Here is an 18050-nt window from a genome sequence, read left to right as displayed (position 1 = left end):
GTCGTTAAAACGCCGCGCGGAATGCGTGGAACAGCGCGGCGACGCGTGCCGACGTCTCCGTTTCGAAGACGGGCAGGCGCGAGCCGAGCATGTGCGTGAGGATCGGCGGCGCGGGTTCGTCCGGGCGCAGGATCGCGAGAATCTGCGCGCGGAGGTCGTCATCGCGGGCGATCGCCGCGGTGTCGCGGCCGAGCAGCGCCGCCCCGGCGATGTCCGGATCGTATTCGTGCCGTTCGAGCAGATCGGCTGCGTCGGAATAAAGACGGTCGCGATTTCCGGCTTGCTCGTAATGCGCCATCAGAAAGAGCAGGTCGATCGCGTCCTTGCGATCGACGGCGTGCCGGTCCTGCCACGCGAGGATTTTCAGCATCGCCTGGGCGGGCAGTGACGCGACCGGCACGACGAGATCCTGTTCGATGCGCACGGGAATCGCCGCGTCGAGCGCCTGCCGGAAGCCCGCGACGTTCATGCGCACCGATCCATCCGGCGGCCACGCGATTTCGCCGCGCGCGTCCTGCACGCCACCGAACGGCACGATGTCGAGCCACGTCCGTTCTTTGGTGAAGGGCGCGCTGTAATTCAGCCGATGCGCCGAACCCTTCGGCGCCGTGAAATTGCCCGCTGCGAGCAGCGCGCGGCGCAACGCGTCGTGGCCCGTCCAGCCTTGAATCGAAATGCCGATATCGACATCGGCCGTCGCGCGCGTCGCCTGAATATCGTGGACGTGCGTGAGCAGGATGTCGCGTGCGCTCGCGCCGCCGACGAACCACGCGATGCGCGTCGCGTCGGACGCGGCGACGACTTCGCGCAGCATCGCGCAGATGGCGCCGCCGAGCGGCCGGTGCGGCAGGCGTTCAAGTGGCAAGATAGCGTTCACGCAGCATCCTGGCGGTTTCGAGATTGCGCGGGTCGCCGCTCGCGACGAGATCGGCGTACACGAGCAGCGGCGCGACGACGTTCGGCGGCAGGCCGTCGATGGGCGCGAGCGCGACGGGCGCGCGCAGGAACTCCACGTTTCCGGTCGGATCGGGCCGCAGCCGCGCCTCCATGATCCACTCGCGCGGCGGGGCATCGGCGCAATAGGCGGTGACCGTCGCCGGCTTCAGATATTGCGTGAGTATCGCCGCGGCGGGCTCGCCGCCGAACTGGCATTGCCCGGGCAGATCGGGCGCATCGCGCCACCAGTCGTTCGACTCCGCGCGATACCGCCCGATGACGAGCGATTCGCGCAATTGCCGTGGATACAGCGTGACCCATTCGTCGATCAGGCGTTCCCGGTCGGCGAATTGCAGGCCGCGGCCATCGGGACGCTCGAACACATCGCGATGATCGACGAGCGCGCGCACGGCGTTCTGCACCGTGCCGTGGCTGACGCCCGCGGCTTTCGCGATGTCGCGATAACCGCGCTCCAGGAGCGATGGCGTGACGAGCAGCGCGAGCGTGACGCGCAGTGTCGAGCGGGTCCAGGTTCTGGAGCGCGGCGCTTTGGCTTGCGCCACGCGCGGACGGCCCGAGACGATCACGATGCTGTCGCCTTCGATGAGGCGCGCATTGCCGGCGAGATCGAGCGCATCGATGTCGAGTTCGCGGCACGCGCGGATCATGTCTGGTGAGAGATAGATGGTGACGAGCGTGGGTTTCGTGCCGCTGTCGCGATTGACGGCCGCGCTGAATGCGGACAACACGCCGATGCGGTCGATGTTCTCCCGCACCTGTACTGAACGCCTGACGCGCGCGCCACCGATGCGGAATTCGATGGCGGCGTTGCTATCGCGGCGCTTCGGCGTCGCGACGCGGCGCGCGGCGAGGCCGGTCGACTCGCTGAAGGCGGCGGCGGCGGCTTCGGCCAGTTGCTCGTTGAGGTGATCGGCTGTCGACATCGCTGGTCCGAATGTCCAATTTAATGCAGTGTACACGAAACGTGGACAGCGATTAAAATTGGACAGACCGCGCGCCGATCAGAGATAACTGCAAACGTAGTCGAGCGTTTCGATCACGTCGATATCGAAGCGGCTCTTGCCCGGCACGGAGAACGATTCGCCAGCGCCGTACGTCTTCCATTCGTCGCTGCCGTCGAGACGGATGCGGCATTGGCCGGCTTGCACTTCCATCAGTTCGGGCGCGTCGGTGCCGAAGTTGAGCGTGCCGGGCAGGATCACGCCGAGGGTTTTTTTCGTGCCGTCCGCGAAGAGAACGGTGTGCGATACGCACTTGCCGTCGAAGTAGACGTTGGCGCGTTTGATGACGGAAACCTGGTCGAATTGCGTTGCGGCGGTCATGACGGTGGTCCTTGGGTTGTCGGAAGAGGGTGGTCCGCCATCATACAAAAAAGGACGAGGCGGTTTCCACCGCATCGCCCGTGTCGACCGGAAAGCAGGCTCAATCAAACATATCCGCCTGCGTCGCGACCAGATCATTCCAGATCGTCTGAAAGTGCAGCCAGCCGATGTAGTCGCTTCCCACATGCTCGCGGCTATAGCGCGCGCGATCCTCCGGCACGAGCTTCGGCGTGATGCCGGTCGCTTCGATCATCAACTGTTGCTGGCAGCAGCGCTCGAGCGCGATGAACCAGAACGCCGCCGAATCGATGCTGTGCCGGCTCGCGGTAAGCAGCCCGTGATTCTGGTGAATCGCGGCCTTCACGCCCTGAAACGCATTCGCGACCTTGTTGCCGCCCTTCACCTCGACGGCGACCTTGCCCGCCTCATCGCCGATCACGACGTGGTCCTCGAAGAACGCGCAGGCGTCCTGCGACATCGGGATGAGCGGCTTGCCGAGCGCCGCGAACGCGGTCCCATAAACGGTATGCGCATGGCACATCGCGACGATGTCCTGATGCTGCTCATGCACCGCGGCATGCAGCACGAAGCCCGCGCGATTGAGCGCGTAATTGCCTTCGACCACATTGCCCTGATGATCGGCGCAGATCAGGTTCGAGACCTTCACTTGCGCGAAGTGAACGGCCATCGGATTGGTCCAGTACCGCGACGGATGTTCCGGATCGCGCACGGTGAGATGACCCGCGAAGCCGTAATCGAAGCCTTGCTGTGCGAAAGCCCGGCACGCGGCGACGAGGCGCTCCTTCAGATACCGGCGATGCTCCGCGTGGCTGGAAAACGTCGGCAGCTCGGGAAAGATCAGGCCTTGCTGCTCCGGTTGATAGATCGACACGCGCCCCTTGAGGTCGATGGTCGGTTCGGCGGTTTTTGCGGATGTCTCCATGACGTCGCTCATGTTCTCGCTCCATGCGGATCAAAGTGGGTATGCAAGCATGGTGCCGCGAGCGATGGCTGACTACAAACGAAGGTTGTTCAACGATATATGAATCGTGTTCATGCGTGCGGTGCAACGCCTCGCGGCCGCCCGCAAAAACCGCTCACGTATAGGCGATGCAACATTTTTCTCCGCACGGCGAAACCCGTCCCGATCACGTACGCAACGCTTCCCGAATTGCGACGAATCCCGCTCAGCCCCGCCACATAAGGCGCGACGCTCCAACGAAGCCAAGCCTTCAGACAAAGCGGCAGCAGCCGTTAACCACCTTTGCAACGTTTTTCGATCATGACCCGATTCCGCTCCGACAAGGCTTTCAGCCGCCCGGACAGCCTTGCTCAGGCAAACGCCGCAGTGCCGCATCCCCCTGCTGACGGGACATTCGACAGAGGAAAACGTTTGGCGCTGGCCATCGGCAAACATCGTTCCGTATGAAGGTCGTTTTTCACGATTGAATCAATTTTCTTCGTACTTGAGCGCACGTTGCGGCGCGTTGTGCGCGGAACCGCGCAAACCCCTGTTGGTATAAGGATTGGCGTGCGCTGGCACACCTCTCGCTAATGTATGACCAGGCACGAAGCTCACTGCGATCTTCCAACAACAGATAAGAGCGGCGAATTCGTGCTACGGGGCTGGTCGCAACAGGGTTCGATGTACACCATCAGATGCGTGCACGAATCCAGTTGCGGACCAGAAGAAACTAAAGCGCGAAGCGCACTCGCACGAGACTAAAAGAACATGTTGACTCTTCAATCAGACCTTCACGGCAATCATCTGTTGGGCGCGCTTCCGGCGCAGGAATGGCAAGCGCTCGCACCTCATCTCGAACTCGTCCAGTTGCGCACGGAGCAGTTGCTGTGCGATTCGGGACAACGCATCCATCACGTCTATTTCCCGACCACAGCAATCATCTCGCTGCTGCATACGATGGAAGACGGCGGCTCCGTCGAAGTCGCGGCAGTGGGACGCGAAGGGATGTCGGGCGTGCCGGTGCTGACGGGCGGCGATACCATGCCCACGCGCGTACAGGTTCAATGCGCGGGCTTCGCGTATCGCATGAGCGCGGGCGCATTGCGCGAGCACTTCGGCCGCTCGGACTTCCTGCGCCGCGTGATGCTGCTGTACATGCAAGCCCTCCTCACGCAAGTCGCGCAGACGGCGGCATGCAATCGTCATCACTCGCTGTCGAAGCAACTGTGCCGCTGGCTGCTGATTCAAACGGATCGCACGCCGTCGGATCAACTGCGCGTGACGCAACAGATGATCGCGGACATGCTCGGCGTGCGTCGCGAAGGCGTGACCGAAGCGGCCGGCAAGCTGCATGACGCGGGCCTGATCCATCACAGCCGCGGCTGCATCAAGATCCTGGATCGCGCCGGACTGGAAGAGCGCGCGTGCGAATGCTACGGCATCGTCAAGCGTGAATTCGACCGCATGCTGCCGCGCCGCCAGATCGAAGCGATGGTGTGAGCATGATCAGACGAGGGCGCGGCTGGCGGCAGCCGCCCGCCCACGCAGCCAGTTGATGCTGGCGAAGAGCAACACGGCAAATACGATGAGCATCGTCGCGACCGCGAGAATCGACGGATCGATCGAATCGCGGATGCCGCTCCACATCTGACGCGGCACGGTGCGCTGATCCGGCCCGCCGATGAACAGGATCACGATCACTTCATCGAACGATGTCGCGAACGCGAACACACTGCCTGTGGCGACCGCGGGCGTGATGAGCGGCAAGGTCACGCGGCGAAACGCCGTCCACGGCTTCGCGCCGAGACCGGACGCCGCGCGCAGCAGGCTCTGATCGAACGACAACAATGAAGCCGTCACGGTGATCACGACGAACGGCGTGCCGAGCGCCGCGTGCGCGAGAATCACGCCCGGATACGAGTTCACGAGCCCGAGCGGCGCGAAGATCAGATAGAAGCCCGCCGCGACGACGACGATCGGCACGATCATCGGCGAGATGATGATCGGCATGATCACCGAGCGCAGTGGAAACTGCGCACGCGAAAGGCCGAGCGCCGCGAGCGTGCCGAGACCCGTGGCGATCAGGGTCGACGCCGCGCCGATGCCGACGCTGTTCAACAGCGAGCGCTGCCAGTCGGGGCTCGTCAGCGCCTGCTCGTACCAGCGCAGTGAAAAGCCCTGCAACGGATACGAGAAATACGATCCCGAGTTGAACGAGAGCGGAATGATCGCGACAATCGGCGCGACGAGAAAGAACAGCACGAGTGCGGTATGCACGCGCACCCAGCGTGATGCGATGCGTTCGGTCAGCACCTTGTTGCGTTGCTCTGTCATGACGAAAAGGCTCCTTAACCGAAGCGCAACCGGTCGATGCCGACGATGCGATTGAACAGAAAATAGAAGATCGCGGTGAAGATCACGAGATACGCCGAGAGCGCGCCCGCGAGTCCCCAGTTGAGCTGCGTGTTCGTCTGCAGCGCGATGAGCTGACTGATCATTTCATCGCCTGCGCCGCCGAGCAGCGCGGGCGTGATGTAGTAGCCGAGCGCGAGCACGAAGACGAGAAAGCATCCCGCGCCGACGCCCGGCAGGGTCTGCGGAATATAGACGCGCACGAACGCGGTGAACGGATGCGCGCCGAGCGACTGCGCCGCGCGCACATAGACGGGCGATACGCCTTTCATCACCGAGTAGATCGCGAGAATCATGTACGGCAGAAGCACGTGCGTCATGCCGATCAGCACGCCCGTGCGGTTGAAGATGAGCGGTACGGGATGCGTCGCGAGACCGAGCCCCATCAACAGGCCGTTGATGACGCCGCCCGGTTGCAGCAGCACGTACCACGCGGTCGTGCGTACGAGCAACGACGTCCAGAACGGCACGATCACGAAGAGCATCAGGCGGTTGCTGCTTTGCGCCGGCAGATTGGCGAGCAGCCACGCGACCGGATAGCCGAGCACGAGGCACAGGAGCGTGACGGATGCGCTGATCGAAATCGTGCGCAAGAACGCCTGCCGATACACCGACGCGTTATCCGGCACGAACGCGAGGTTGCCCTGCGGCGTCACTTGCGCATCGACGGCGGCGAGCAGATAGTCGGGCGTGGGCGTCGCGGCGGCGCGTTTCAGAAGACGCCAGGTTTCCGGCGAATTCCAGCGTTCGTCCATTTCGATCAAAGCAGGCTTCCACGCGGCGGGCGTCTCGTCGCGCACGCTGCGCGCGGTACGCATCAACAGGCTGCGGAATTCGGGCTGCGCGAAGTTGAGCCTGCGCGCGACGGTGCCGAGCTGTCCGCTCTGCTGCGCGCCCTTGAGCCCGGACGCGAGCAGCGCGAACATGCGTTCATCGGGCACACCGCGCCCATCCCACGCATCGAGCGCGCGAGTCAGCGCGGGCATGCTGTCCGGCACTTCCTTGTTCTCGACACTGCGCGCAAGCAGCAGCGCGATCGGCGCGATGAACGTCGACAACAGAAACACGATCAGCGGCAATGCAAGCAACAATGCCTGCACCGATGCGCGGCGGCGCGCCCTTTGATACGAGGCGCGGCCATCGGCTCTCGTCGGAGAACCGGAGGCGGGCGCGTGGATCGATGCAGGCATGGCGTTCCTTTGTTCCGTGTAGCGTTACTGCGTCAGCCACACCTGGAAGCGCTTGTTGATCTGGTCCGCGTTATCGGCCCAGAAATTCGCGTTGATCTGCACGGCGCGCTTGAAGTTGTCCGGCGCGGTCGGCATGTCGGCGAGACGCTGCTTGTCGACGAGCGCAACCGCGTCCTTGCGCGGCGGCGCATAGGCGATGTACTTCGACAGATCCGCCGATGCCTTCGGCTGCGCTTGCGACACGATGAACTTCGCGGCCGTGTCGGCGTGCTTCGCGCCCGTCGGAATGGCCCACCATTCGAAGTCGTAGACCTGCGCATCCCAGACCGCCTTGAAGGGCTTCTTGTCCTTCTTCGCGGCATCGTCGATGCGGCCGTTGTAGGCCTGCACCATCACGACCGCGCCATCGGCGAGCAGCTGCGGCGCCTGCGCGCCCGACTCCCACCACACGATGTTCTGCTTGATCGTGTCGAGCTTCTTGAACGCGCGATCGACGCCGGCGGGCGTGCCGAGCACCTTGTACACATCCTTCGGATCGACGCCATCGGCGATCAGCGCCCATTCCATCGACACCTTCGGCGACTTGCGCAAGCCGCGCTTGCCGGGGTATTTCTGCAAGTCGAAGAAGTCGTTGACGGTGGTCGGCGCGGTCTTCAGCTTGCTCGCGTCGTAGGCATAGACGGTGGACCAGACCATGCTCGCGACCGCGCAATCGCTGATCGAACCGGGGATGAAGTCGCTCGTCTTGCCGATCGACTTCTTGTCGAACTTCTGCAGCAGGCCTTCATCGCAGGCGGTGATCGCGTCGTTGGTTTCGAGGTCGATCAGATCCCACGTCGTGTTCTTCGCCTGCTCCATCGCGGAGAGTTTGGCGAGGCCGCCATCGTACGATTCGGTCGAGAAATTCACGCCTGTCGCTTGCGTGAACGGCTCGAACCACGCCTTCTTCGCAGCGGCTTCATACGCGCCGCCGAAGGTCACGACGGAAAGCGTCTCCGCTGCCTGAGTCGGGATGGTTGCGAATGCAAATACAGCGAGTGCGGCGCATTGTGCTTTGATATGAGTGCGCATGTCAGTTGGCTCCTGCGGGTGCGGTCGAGATGAGGGAAGGTGACGGCGGTGTGGAAGGGGCAATCGCGGGCGCGCTTTTGGGCGCCATCATCGCGAGAATCTTGCAGTCGTCGTGACGCCATGCAATGTCGATCGTGCTGCCCGCTGCGGGCAACGCATGACGCTGCGTATTGGGCACCTTCACGACGATGGAATCGCGCGCGCCGACCTTCAGATGCACGCGATGATGATCGCCGCAATACACGAGTTCCTCGACACACGCGCGCACGACGTTGCTGTGCTCGTCGGGCTGCGCGCCTTCCGCGCCCGGAATATGCGCGCGTTCGGGGCGCAGCGCGAGCATCGCTTCGTCGCCGGCGCGCAGGCCGTGTTCGCAGCGTCCGCGAATGACGCTGCCATCGGACAGCGCGAGCGTCGCCCATTCGTCGTTCACACTGACGACGCGCCCGATGAGCCCGTTGTTCTCGCCGACGAAGTTCGCGACGAACGCGTTCTGCGCGTTCTCGTAGAGTTCGCTCGGCGTGGCGGCCTGCTGGATGCGGCCATCGGAGAAGACGGCGACGCGGTCCGACATCGTCAGCGCTTCGGCCTGATCGTGCGTCACATAGACGATCGTCAGCGCGAGCTCGCGATGCAGGCGCATGATTTCGTATTGCATCGTTTCGCGCAGGCGCTTGTCGAGTGCGCCGAGCGGTTCGTCCATCAGCACGACGCTCGGCTCGAACACGAGTGCGCGCGCGAGCGCGACGCGCTGCTGCTGACCGCCGGAAAGCTGCGAAGGACGGCGGTTCGCGAGATGCGGCAACTCGATCATCTCCAGCGCGCGCTTCACACGCGCCTTTTGCTCCGCACGGCCCACGTGCCGCACCGAAAGCGGAAACGCGACGTTCTCCGCGATCGTCAGATGCGGAAAGAGCGCGTAGTTCTGAAACACCATGCCGATATCGCGCTGATGCGGCGGCTTGTCGTCGAGACGTCTGCCGTCGAGACGGATTTCGCCTTGCGTCGGCGTTTCGAAGCCCGCGAGCATCATGAGCGTGGTCGTCTTGCCCGAACCCGACGGCCCGAGCAGCGAAAGAAACTCCCCTTTGCGTACGTCGAGGTTCAGGTCCTCCACGACGTAATGCGCGCCGTCATACGATTTGCTCACGCCCGAGAAGGAGATGAAGGAAGGGTCTGACATCGTGATCGCGTCCTGTCTTTCAGTGCTGTGCGAGCTTCGACGCGATATAACGCGCGAAGTCGTAATTGGGCCGTTCGAGATGGCTCAGGTTGCCGGGCTTCGCGAGCGGCGCATGTACGCCGCGAAACACTGCCTGCACACCGCGCCGGTCCTCCGCATTCACTTCGTCGAGCAATTGCTTGAGCGTCGACATGTGCGCGTTCGCTTCCGGATCGGCGATGAATTCAGGCGCGAGCCCGCCGCCGAAACGGATATGCACCTGCCCGACGCCGCGCGGTTGCAGCGCGAGATACCAGAAATAGCCAGGCGTGAGCGTGACGAGATGAGTCGGATAGATCGCCAGCAGCGCCGTCGTCTTGCGCCAGTGTCCCGTCAGGCGTGTGTTGTCCGGATGCGCGTTGCCGATCGGCAAACTCGCTTCCTTCGTGATCCAGTGATAGTTGAATGCGGGATAACCCGGCGGGCATTCCATGTCGTCGAGCTTCGAATGCGGCCCTACCGTTGCGCGATGCAGCATCGGCAGGTGATAACTCGAGCGACAGAAATTCGGGCGATGTATAGACGCCGGGCGGCATGGCGTGCGCATCGCTGAATGATCGTTCGCAATTCGACTGCATCTGGTCGATAAGCGTTTGCACCGCGATGGTCCTGGTCATGAGGCTCTCCATGTTGCTGCCCGTGGAAGCGCGCCAACGCGAGGTTTCAAGGCATTGCGCTCGACATGCTCATCAATCTATCAAGCCAAATTGCCAGCCAAAATATTGTTTTCGGATACAAAGCAAAGCTATTGCCTATGCAGCGTCGATAACTTCCATATTCAACGAAACAGGCGTCATATGTCGATATGCAGCCGCCGGATATAGATCTCGCAAAAGGACGCGAAGCGATGCACGACCTGCCGCGGCCGCCTGGTGCGTGATTGCGCGATGCCCAATGTCGTGGCGTTGACGTTGTCCTTGAAGCGCGTAATCACGAAGTCTTCTCCGTCCACGGTGCGATTCGGGAGCCGGTCATGCCGCCATCCATTTCCTTCGCGGCCATCTGCAATTCTTCCGCGATCTTCAGCAGATTGCGCGCTTGCCCGAGCAGATCGCGGCCCGCAAAATTCATTGCATAGCCAAATCCGATGCTATGCATTTTTTAAATATATTTTTCGGATTCTGTCGGGGCGCGTAGATTTTCACGAATGGATCACGGATACAACGGCCTTTCAGAAGGACATTAGCCATGACAGTGGAAACAACGTCTATCGATACGCTCGTAGTCGGCGCCGGTCAGGCCGGCGTTGCGATGAGCGAACATCTGAGCAAGCTCGGCGTGCCGCATCTCGTGCTGGAGCGCGACCGTATTGCCGAGCGCTGGCGCACGGGCCGCTGGGATTCGCTCGTCGCCAACGGCCCGGCCTGGCACGATCGTTTCCCTAATCTCGAGTTCGCCAATTTCGACCCTGACGGCTTCGCGTCGAAGGATCAGGTCGCGGATTATTTCGTCGAGTACGCACGGAAGTTCGAGGCGCCCATTCGCACCGGCGTCGAAGTGAAGAAGGTCGCGCGCAATGCCGGCCGGCCGGGCTTTACCGTCGATACATCTGATGGAACGATTGAAGCGAATCGCGTGGTCGTTGCGACCGGACCGTTCCAGCGCCCCGTGATTCCGCCGATCGCGCCGACAAGCGCCGCGCTCACGCAGATTCATTCGGCCGACTATCGCAATCCGCAGCAATTGCCCGAAGGCGGCGTGCTCGTTGTCGGCGCGGGATCGTCGGGCGTGCAGATCGCCGATGAATTGCAGCGCGCGGGACGGCGCGTGTATCTGTCGGTCGGCGCGCACGATCGCCCGCCGCGTGGTTATCGCGGACGCGATTTCTGCTGGTGGCTCGGCGTGCTCGGCGAATGGGACGCTGAAGTGATGAAGCCGGGCCGCGAACATGTGACGATCGCGGTGAGCGGCGCGCGCGGCGGCCATACGGTGGATTTCAGGCGTCTCGCGCATCAGGGCATCACGCTCGTCGGTCTGACCAAAACGTTCGACGATACCGTCGTCACGTTCGAAGCCGATCTCGCCGATAACATCCGGCGCGGCGACGAGAACTATCTGTCGCTGCTCGATGCCGCCGACGCCTATGCGCAACGCAACGGCCTCGATCTTCCTGAAGAGCCCGAAGCCCGCACCATTCCCGCCGATCCGGACTGCATGACGCATCCACTTCTCGCGCTCGATATGGCGAAAGAAGGCGTGACGTCGATCATCTGGGCAACCGGCTATGCCGTCGATTTCAACTGGCTGCAAGTCGATGCATTCGACGACAAAGGCAAGCCGAAACATCAACGCGGCGTCGCGAAGGAACCGGGCATCTATTTTCTCGGCCTGCCGTGGCTGTCGCGCCGTGGCTCGGCGTTCATCTGGGGCGTGTGGCACGACGCGAAGCATATCGCCGATCACATCGTCACGCAGCGCAAATATCTCGCGTACTACGACACGCCGCAAAGCCAGGTGGAAGAAAAGCGCGTCGAAAGCGTCAACTGATTTCAAACACATTCCGTATCAAGGTGCTATCGATGAGCCAACCAACGCATACCCGTATCCGCATGTTCAACACGAAGGATACGTACCCGAATCAGACCCTCGACAACGATCTTTGCCAGGCCGTGCGCGCGGGCAATACCGTCTATGTGCGCGGTCAGATCGGCACGGATTTCGATGGCAATCTCATCGGGCTCGGCGATCCGCGCGCGCAGGCCGAGCAGGCGATGAAGAACGTGAAGCAATTGCTCGAAGAGGCCGGCAGCGATCTATCGCATATCGTCAAGACAACGACCTATCTCACCGATGTGCGTTATCGCGAGCCGGTGTATCGCGAAGTCGGCAAATGGCTGAAAGGCGTGTTTCCCATTTCGACGGGGACTCACCGTCGTCGCGCTCGGTCAGCCGGAATGGCTGATGGAGATCGACGTGATCGCCGTGATTCCCGATGGCTGGACGTCGCCTCAGGCCTGAAGACGCAAAAGGAGGGCACATGACTTTTTCCATCGTCGGACGTTGTGAGCAGACGGGGCAGCTCGGCATCGCGATCAGCTCGTCGAGCATCGCGGTGGGCGCGCGTTGTCCGTGGGTGCGTGCGGGCGTCGGTGCGGTCGCGACGCAGAACGTCACGCTGCCTGCGCTCGGTCCGCAGATTCTCGACCAGCTCGAAAGCGCGATCGATTCCGCTGCCGCGCTGGAGCGCGCGCTGGCCGCGAACGAATGGAGCGAATACCGGCAGGTGACGGTGGTCGATGCGCAAGGCCGCACCGCGTTCTTCAGCGGCAACCAGGCGCTCGGAACCTATCACGCGGTCGCGGGCAAGCAATGCGTCGCGGCGGGCAACATGCTCGCGGGCGCCCACGTGATCGAGGCGATGATTCCCGCGTTCGAGAACGCGACCGGTCATCTCGCGGATCGGCTTCTCGCTGCGATGCATGCCGCGATTGCAGCGGGCGGCGAAGCGGGCCCCGTGCATTCGGCGGCGTTGAAGATCGCGGGCGAGATGAGCTGGCCGCTCGTCGATCTGCGCGTCGACTGGGCGGACGACGATCCTATCGGCAGACTCGACGGTCTCTGGCACGCGTACAAACCGCAGATGCAGGACTACGTGACGCGCGCGCTGAATCCGACTGCCGCGCCGAGCTACGGAGTGCCGGGCGATGAGTGAGATGACGAGCCGCGCGCTGCTCGAACGGCTGATCGGTTTCGCGACGGTCAGCCGCGATTCGAACCTGGCGCTGATCGAATTCATTCGCGATTACCTCGCGCAACTGGACGTCGAATGCGAACTGTTCTACAACGCGGAGCGCACGAAGGCGAATCTGTTCGCGACGATCGGACCGCGCGATCGCGGCGGCATCGTGTTGTCGGGGCATACGGATGTCGTGCCCGTCGATGGCCAGCCGTGGACCGTCGATGCATTCCGTCTTACCGAAAAGGATGGGCGGCTGTATGGCCGCGGCACGGCCGACATGAAGGGCTTTCTTGCCTCCGTGCTGGCCGCCGTGCCGATGTTGCTGAAGCGCGAACTGCGCTTGCCGGTGCATCTCGCTTTCTCCTACGACGAAGAAGTCGGATGCCTCGGCGTGCGACCGATGCTGGCTGAACTCGAGAAGCGCGCGCATAAGCCCGTGTTGTGCCTGATCGGCGAGCCGACGTCGTTGCAACCCGTGCTCGGCCACAAGGGCAAACTCGCGATGCGTTGTCAGGTGAAGGGCGCGCCTTGCCATTCCGCCTACGCGCCGTATGGCGTCAATGCGATTCAGTACGCGGCGCGTTTGATCAATCGGCTCGAAGAGATCGGCGAGAAGCTGGCGCGACCCGATCAGCACGACGAGCGTTTCGATCCGCCGTATTCGACCGTGCAAACAGGCGTCATCCGGGGCGGCCGCGCGCTGAACATCGTGCCGGCGGAATGCGAATTCGATTTCGAAGTGCGCGCGCTTCCGGGCTTCGACGCCAGCACCGTAGCAGATGATCTGCATTCCTACGCACAGGCCGAACTGCTCCCGAAGATGCGCGCCATTCAATCCGATACCGATATCCGGCTCGAACCGCTTTCGATGTATCCCGGACTCGCGACGCCGCCCGATAGCGAAGCGGCGCGCCTGCTCGCGTTGTTGAGCGGTTCGTCCGATTTCGGCACGGTGGCGTTCGGCACGGAAGGCGGGCTCTTCGATCAGGCGGGCATTCCGACTGTCGTATGCGGCCCCGGCAGCATGGATCAGGGCCACAAACCCGACGAGTTCGTGACCCTCGAACAACTCCGCGACTGCGACGCGATGCTGATGCGCCTCGCCGAGCATCTCTCGACCCTAGCCTGACTTCACAAGCGCCGCTGGCGATCCCGACGCCCTGCGCGTCAGGGCATCGCTTTGCCGCGCACAAACAGGAGACGACTTTGACTACCGCGCAACGCAACGCTGCTCCATTGATCGAGAAGCACACGATCGGCTATGTGCCGCCCGAGGATCGTCACGGCAAAGTGCGCGACCTCTTCACGCTATGGTTCGGTGGAAACATCGCGCCTTTGCCCATTGTGACGGGCGCGCTCGGCGTGCAGATCTTTCATCTGAATCTGCTGTGGGGCGTCATCGCGATCATCGTCGGCCAGGCGGTCGGCGGCGTGTTGATGGCGCTGCATTCCGCGCAGGGGCCGCAAATGGGCATCCCGCAGATGATCCAGAGCCGCGCACAGTTTGGTTCGTGGGGCGCGCTGCTCGTCACCGTGATCGCGGGCGTGATGTACGTGGGCTTCTTCGCGTCGAATATCGTGCTCGCGGGGAAGTCCCTGCATGGGATCGAAGCGTCGGTTTCGGTGCCGGTCGGCATCGTCATTGGCGCGCTGGGATCGGGCTTGATCGGCATCATCGGCTACAAGTTCATTCATATCCTGAACCGTATCGGGACGTGGGTGCTCGGCATCGGCATTTTCGTCGGCTTCGGGTACATCCTCACGCATATCTCGACGGCTGATTTCATCACGCGCGGCGGCTTCAACTTCGCCGGCTGGCTCGCGACGGTTTCGCTCTCCGCGCTGTGGCAGATCGCTTTCGCGCCCTACGTCTCCGACTATTCGCGCTACCTGCCGGCGAGCGTGCGCGTTGCGTCGACGTTCTGGGCGACGTATCTCGGCTGCACGATCGGCTCGACGCTCGCGTTCGTGTTCGGCGCGGTCGCGGTGCTGGCGGTGCCGCCCGGCGCCGATGCGATGGACGCCGTGAAGCTCGCCACCGGACCGCTCGGGTTGCCGATGCTCGTGCTGTTCCTGTTGAGCGTCATCAGCCACAACGCGTTGAATCTGTATGGCGCGGTGCTCGCCGTGATCACCTCGCTGCAGACCTTCGCGTATCGCTGGATTCCGACGGCGAAGGCGCGCGCGGTGCTGTCGGTCGTGATTCTAATCGCGTGCTGCTATGGCGCGATTGGCGCGTCGACGAACTTCGTCGCGAATCTCGTCGATCTCGTGCTGGCGTTGCTCGTCGTGCTGGTGCCGTGGACGGCGATCAACCTCATCGACTTCTACGTGATCCACAAAGGCAAGTACGACATCCGGTCGATCTTTCAGGTGGATGGCGGCATCTACGGGCGCTTCAATCCGCAGGCGTTGATTGCCTATGCGATCGGCATCGCCGTGCAGATTCCGTTCATGAATACGCCGATGTATGCCGGCCCCGTGCCGAAGTATCTCGATGGCGCGGATCTGTCGTGGGTCGTCGGGTTGCTGCTGACGTCGCCGGTGTATTACTGGCTCGCGTCGCGGGACACGGTTTATCGGCGCAGGCAGAACAACGCGCAGGTAACATCGGGCGCCGCGCGATGAACGCATGAGACACGGTCGGGCCGGACTCTTTCCTGCCCGACAATAGTGTTGTACCCGCGCCTGCATTTACGCATAGTGTGCATATGCACATAATCGCGTCACCTGCTGCGAAAACCCTTCGCGGCGCATCGAGGCGGTGACGATCCAGGGCTTGCCGAACGGCGGCCCGCAACCCGGCTACAGGGATAGAGATTCGCTGCGGCACGCATCGCTCCTCCTCGCTCATGTATTCAGGAGGCTTGTATGTCGAACGATATCTCTCTCAAGACGCCGTCGCGTCGTCATTTCATCGGTGTCGCGGCCGCGACGCTGGCTGCCGGCGCATTCAGCCGTTTGGCCTTCGCCGAGCCGGCGCCGGACACGGCTGAAATCGTGCAAATCAAAGGCGGCGATAAAACCGCCATTCGCCCGCTGCGCGTCCATGTGCCGGACGCGCAGATCGCCGATTTGCGCAGACGCGTGAAGGCGACGAAATGGCCCGAGCGCGAACCCGTCGCCGATGCATCGCAAGGCGTGCAACTCGCGACGATGCAAAGGCTCGCGCGCCACTGGGCCACCGGCTACGACTGGCGCAAGGTCGAAGCGAAACTGAACGCGGTGCCGAATTTCGTCACCGAGATCGACGGGCTCGATATTCACTTCATCCACGTTCGCTCGAAGCACGCGAATGCGTTGCCCGTCATCGTCACGCATGGCTGGCCGGGATCGATCATCGAGCAACTGAAGATCATCGGTCCGCTGACCGATCCGACGGCATACGGCGGGAATGCATCCGACGCCTTCGATGTCGTGATTCCGTCGCTGCCCGGCTACGGTTTCTCCGGCAAGCCGACGGCCACCGGCTGGGACCCGCAACGCATCGCGCGTGCATGGATCGCGCTGATGAAGCGCCTCGGTTACACGCGATATGCGGCGCAAGGCGGCGACTGGGGCAATGCCGTGACCGAGCAGATGGCGCTCATCGCGCCGCCGGAACTCGTCGGCATCCACACCAACATGCCCGCGACCGTGCCGGACGATATCGCGAACGCGCTCAAGCTGGGCGAGCCTGCGCCAGCGGGTCTTTCGGCGGACGAACAACGCGCGTTCGATCAGCTCGACACCTTCTACAGGCACGGCCTCGGCTACGCGCAGGAAATGGCTAACCGCCCGCAGACGCTGTACGGCATCGAGGATTCGCCGATCGGCCTCGCCGCGTGGATGATCGATCACGACGCCGCGAGCCAGGCGCTCATCGCGCGGGTGTTCGATGGGCAAAGCGAAGGCCTCACGCGTGACGATATCCTCGATAACATCTCGCTCTACTGGTTCACGAACACGGGGATTTCATCGGCGCGGCTGTACTGGGAGAACAAGCTCAACTTCTTCGCGCCGAAGCACCTGGCGATTCCGGTCGCGGTGAGCGTGTTTCCCGATGAAATTTACGCCGCGCCGAAAAGCTGGACGGAGAAGGCATATCCGAAGCTGATCCACTACAACCGTCTGCCGAAGGGCGGGCACTTCGCGGCGTGGGAACAGCCGCAAGCCTTCTCGGTCGAGATTCGCGAGAGCTTCCGCCCGCTGCGGTCCGCGTGAGTCAGCCTGACGAAGCGGACGATCGCAAGTGAATGCCGAGCGCGCGCCGCGCGCTCAACGCGAGCATCGCGCACGACAGCGCGTTGAAGAGAAACAGCCCGCTCGGCCCGACGATGGTCATCATCGCCGAGGCCAGCGCCGGGCCCGCCATGCCGCCGAACGAGAACAGCGCGAGCAGCAGCGCCGAGATGGCGACCCGATGATGCGCCTCGGTGCGATCCTGCACGTGCGACACGATCAGTCCGTATTGCGTGAACGTGACAGCCACGTAGACGAGCGTCGCGACCCAGGTGATCACGCGCACGTCGAAGCAGAAGAGCACGAGGCTCAGCGCCGCCGATGTCGACGCCGCGAAATAGACGAGACGCCGCCGGTCGACCCTGTCGGAGAGCCGGCCCATCGGCCATTGCGGCACCAGCGCGCCGATCAGCGCGACACCCATGAAGGTCGCGAGTTCGCTCGTCGAGAAGCCCGCGCGTTCGAGATAGACCGGCATCATCGCGTAGAAGCTGCTGTAGATGAAGCCCGCGAGGATGCAGCCCGGCACCGCCAGCGGCGCGGAAGCCCTCATCTCGCGCACACTTTCACGCCAGGTGCGCGCGGGCACGCGATGCAGCGTTTCGTCCGCGACCTTCACGGGCCAGCCTTCGAGCAGGGTCACGGGCATCACGGCGGCGGCGAACAGCGCCGCGGCGATGGAAAATTGCTGCCCGCCCGAGCCCGCGCCGACATTCAGCAGAAACTGCCCGGTGCCGACCGCGAGATAGTTGATGGCCGCATAGGAACCGAAGACCTGTCCGCGCTTTTCGTTCTCGACCGTGCCGTTGAGCCAGCTTTCGATCGACGTATAGAGGCCCATGAAGGCGAAGCCGGTCAGAAGACGCACGGCGCCGAGCGTCCAGGGCGACTGCGCCGCGCCGAAGGCCAGCGCGAGTATCGAAGCCGCGGCCGAGAACGCGACGAAGGTCCGATGCTGCCCGATCCGGTCGATGAGCCTGCGATTGAACACGGCCCCGAGAATGAACCCGGC

The 18050-nt window shown here is 63.0% G+C and carries 16 protein-coding genes and 3 pseudogenes; 7 read left to right on the top strand and 12 right to left on the bottom strand.

All coding sequences use genetic code 11. From position 1 onward, the window contains the following. Positions 1-4: 4 nt before the first annotated feature. The 4 genes from AWB80_RS33250 to AWB80_RS33235 form a co-directional block, all read right to left on the bottom strand. A complete protein-coding gene (locus AWB80_RS33250; protein ID WP_244206870.1) occupies positions 5-877 on the bottom strand; it encodes a nucleotidyl transferase AbiEii/AbiGii toxin family protein in 873 nt (290 codons plus the stop codon). Next, a complete protein-coding gene (locus AWB80_RS33245; protein ID WP_061178917.1) occupies positions 855-1880 on the bottom strand; it encodes a type IV toxin-antitoxin system AbiEi family antitoxin in 1026 nt (341 codons plus the stop codon). Before AWB80_RS33245 ends, AWB80_RS33250 begins: the two co-directional genes overlap by 23 nt. Before the next feature lie 78 nt (positions 1881-1958). Continuing rightward, positions 1959-2279 carry a pyrimidine/purine nucleoside phosphorylase gene (ppnP, locus tag AWB80_RS33240; RefSeq protein WP_061178916.1) on the bottom strand — a complete coding sequence of 107 codons (321 nt, stop codon included), beginning with the start codon at positions 2277-2279 and terminating at the stop codon, positions 1959-1961. A 100-nt stretch (positions 2280-2379) separates the two neighbouring features. Then, entirely contained in the window at positions 2380-3234 is an 855-nt protein-coding gene (locus AWB80_RS33235) for a class II aldolase/adducin family protein (protein ID WP_061178915.1), read from the bottom strand. A gap of 777 nt (positions 3235-4011) precedes the next feature. Between AWB80_RS33235 and AWB80_RS33230 the strand changes: the two genes are divergently transcribed. After that, on the top strand, positions 4012-4743 hold the full coding sequence (locus tag AWB80_RS33230; protein WP_061178914.1) for a Crp/Fnr family transcriptional regulator: 732 nt from the start codon (positions 4012-4014) through the stop codon (positions 4741-4743). Positions 4744-4749: 6 nt separating this feature from the next. Here AWB80_RS33230 and AWB80_RS33225 read toward each other — a convergent pair whose 3' ends face one another. From AWB80_RS33225 to AWB80_RS44140, 7 genes and pseudogenes are all read right to left on the bottom strand, one after another. Then, the gene (locus AWB80_RS33225) at positions 4750-5577 is read right to left on the bottom strand and encodes an ABC transporter permease (RefSeq protein ID WP_061178913.1); all 828 of its coding nucleotides are present in this window, start codon (positions 5575-5577) and stop codon (positions 4750-4752) included. A gap of 14 nt (positions 5578-5591) precedes the next feature. After that, positions 5592-6845, bottom strand: a complete 1254-nt coding sequence (locus AWB80_RS33220; RefSeq protein WP_061178912.1) for an ABC transporter permease — start codon at positions 6843-6845, stop codon at positions 5592-5594. 24 nt (positions 6846-6869) lie between these two features. Further along, on the bottom strand, positions 6870-7916 hold the full coding sequence (locus AWB80_RS33215; protein ID WP_061178911.1) for an ABC transporter substrate-binding protein: 1047 nt from the start codon (positions 7914-7916) through the stop codon (positions 6870-6872). 1 nt (position 7917) lies between these two features. Then, entirely contained in the window at positions 7918-9099 is a 1182-nt protein-coding gene (locus tag AWB80_RS33210) for an ABC transporter ATP-binding protein (RefSeq protein WP_061178910.1), read from the bottom strand. 19 nt (positions 9100-9118) lie between these two features. Next, positions 9119-9631 (bottom strand): annotated as a pseudogene (locus AWB80_RS33205) (SRPBCC family protein); the annotation flags it as partial. A 300-nt stretch (positions 9632-9931) separates the two neighbouring features. Next, positions 9932-10102, bottom strand: a pseudogene (locus AWB80_RS42960) (LysR family transcriptional regulator); the annotation flags it as partial. Continuing rightward, entirely contained in the window at positions 10069-10209 is a 141-nt protein-coding gene (locus AWB80_RS44140) for a hypothetical protein (RefSeq protein ID WP_160147494.1), read from the bottom strand. The pseudogene AWB80_RS42960 and the gene AWB80_RS44140, both read right to left, overlap by 34 nt. A 117-nt stretch (positions 10210-10326) precedes the next feature. Between AWB80_RS44140 and AWB80_RS33200 the strand changes: the two genes are divergently transcribed. The 6 genes and pseudogenes from AWB80_RS33200 to AWB80_RS33175 all read left to right on the top strand — a co-directional run bounded on the left by AWB80_RS33200 (position 10327) and on the right by AWB80_RS33175 (position 17020). After that, positions 10327-11625, top strand: coding sequence for a flavin-containing monooxygenase (locus tag AWB80_RS33200; RefSeq protein ID WP_061178909.1), 1299 nt, complete (start codon positions 10327-10329; stop codon positions 11623-11625). 32 nt (positions 11626-11657) lie between these two features. Then, positions 11658-12096 (top strand): annotated as a pseudogene (locus AWB80_RS33195) (RidA family protein). Between the two features lie 19 nt (positions 12097-12115). Next, a complete protein-coding gene (locus tag AWB80_RS33190) occupies positions 12116-12790 on the top strand; it encodes a DUF1028 domain-containing protein (RefSeq protein ID WP_061178908.1) in 675 nt (224 codons plus the stop codon). Beyond that, the gene (gene argE / locus AWB80_RS33185; protein ID WP_061178907.1) at positions 12783-13946 is read left to right on the top strand and encodes an acetylornithine deacetylase; all 1164 of its coding nucleotides are present in this window, start codon (positions 12783-12785) and stop codon (positions 13944-13946) included. The genes AWB80_RS33190 and argE overlap by 8 nt, the downstream gene beginning before the upstream one ends. A gap of 77 nt (positions 13947-14023) precedes the next feature. After that, positions 14024-15445, top strand: coding sequence for a purine-cytosine permease family protein (locus tag AWB80_RS33180; RefSeq protein ID WP_061178906.1), 1422 nt, complete (start codon positions 14024-14026; stop codon positions 15443-15445). Positions 15446-15688: 243 nt separating this feature from the next. Next, on the top strand, positions 15689-17020 hold the full coding sequence (locus AWB80_RS33175) for an epoxide hydrolase family protein (RefSeq protein WP_061178905.1): 1332 nt from the start codon (positions 15689-15691) through the stop codon (positions 17018-17020). A 1-nt stretch (position 17021) separates the two neighbouring features. Here the strand turns inward: AWB80_RS33175 and AWB80_RS33170 are convergent, their stop codons facing one another. Beyond that, complete coding sequence (locus AWB80_RS33170; RefSeq protein WP_279628681.1) at positions 17022-18041, bottom strand: MFS transporter; 1020 nt, start codon at positions 18039-18041, stop codon at positions 17022-17024. Positions 18042-18050: the final 9 nt, after the last annotated feature.

The sequence above is a fragment of the Caballeronia pedi genome (assembly GCF_001544915.2).
GTDB lineage: Bacteria > Pseudomonadota > Gammaproteobacteria > Burkholderiales > Burkholderiaceae > Caballeronia > Caballeronia pedi.
The sequence above is the reverse complement of the archived record's forward strand: the minus strand, read 5'-3'. Positions and strand labels throughout refer to the sequence as shown.

Bases quoted from the DNA above. Each gene is read 5' to 3' on its own strand.
- AWB80_RS33210 (WP_061178910.1), bottom strand. From the start codon at position 9,099: ATGTCAGACCCTTCCTTCATCTCCTTCTCGGGCGTGAGCAAATCGTAT.
- AWB80_RS33245 (WP_061178917.1), bottom strand. From the start codon at position 1,880: ATGTCGACAGCCGATCACCTCAACGAGCAACTGGCCGAAGCCGCCGCC.
- argE (WP_061178907.1), top strand. From the start codon at position 12,783: ATGAGTGAGATGACGAGCCGCGCGCTGCTCGAACGGCTGATCGGTTTC.
- ppnP (WP_061178916.1), bottom strand. From the start codon at position 2,279: ATGACCGCCGCAACGCAATTCGACCAGGTTTCCGTCATCAAACGCGCC.
- AWB80_RS33220 (WP_061178912.1), bottom strand. From the start codon at position 6,845: ATGCCTGCATCGATCCACGCGCCCGCCTCCGGTTCTCCGACGAGAGCC.
- AWB80_RS33215 (WP_061178911.1), bottom strand. From the start codon at position 7,916: ATGCGCACTCATATCAAAGCACAATGCGCCGCACTCGCTGTATTTGCA.
- AWB80_RS33235 (WP_061178915.1), bottom strand. From the start codon at position 3,234: ATGAGCGACGTCATGGAGACATCCGCAAAAACCGCCGAACCGACCATC.
- AWB80_RS33200 (WP_061178909.1), top strand. From the start codon at position 10,327: ATGACAGTGGAAACAACGTCTATCGATACGCTCGTAGTCGGCGCCGGT.
- AWB80_RS33225 (WP_061178913.1), bottom strand. From the start codon at position 5,577: ATGACAGAGCAACGCAACAAGGTGCTGACCGAACGCATCGCATCACGC.
- AWB80_RS44140 (WP_160147494.1), bottom strand. From the start codon at position 10,209: ATGAATTTTGCGGGCCGCGATCTGCTCGGGCAAGCGCGCAATCTGCTG.
- AWB80_RS33230 (WP_061178914.1), top strand. From the start codon at position 4,012: ATGTTGACTCTTCAATCAGACCTTCACGGCAATCATCTGTTGGGCGCG.
- AWB80_RS33175 (WP_061178905.1), top strand. From the start codon at position 15,689: ATGTCGAACGATATCTCTCTCAAGACGCCGTCGCGTCGTCATTTCATC.
- AWB80_RS33190 (WP_061178908.1), top strand. From the start codon at position 12,116: ATGACTTTTTCCATCGTCGGACGTTGTGAGCAGACGGGGCAGCTCGGC.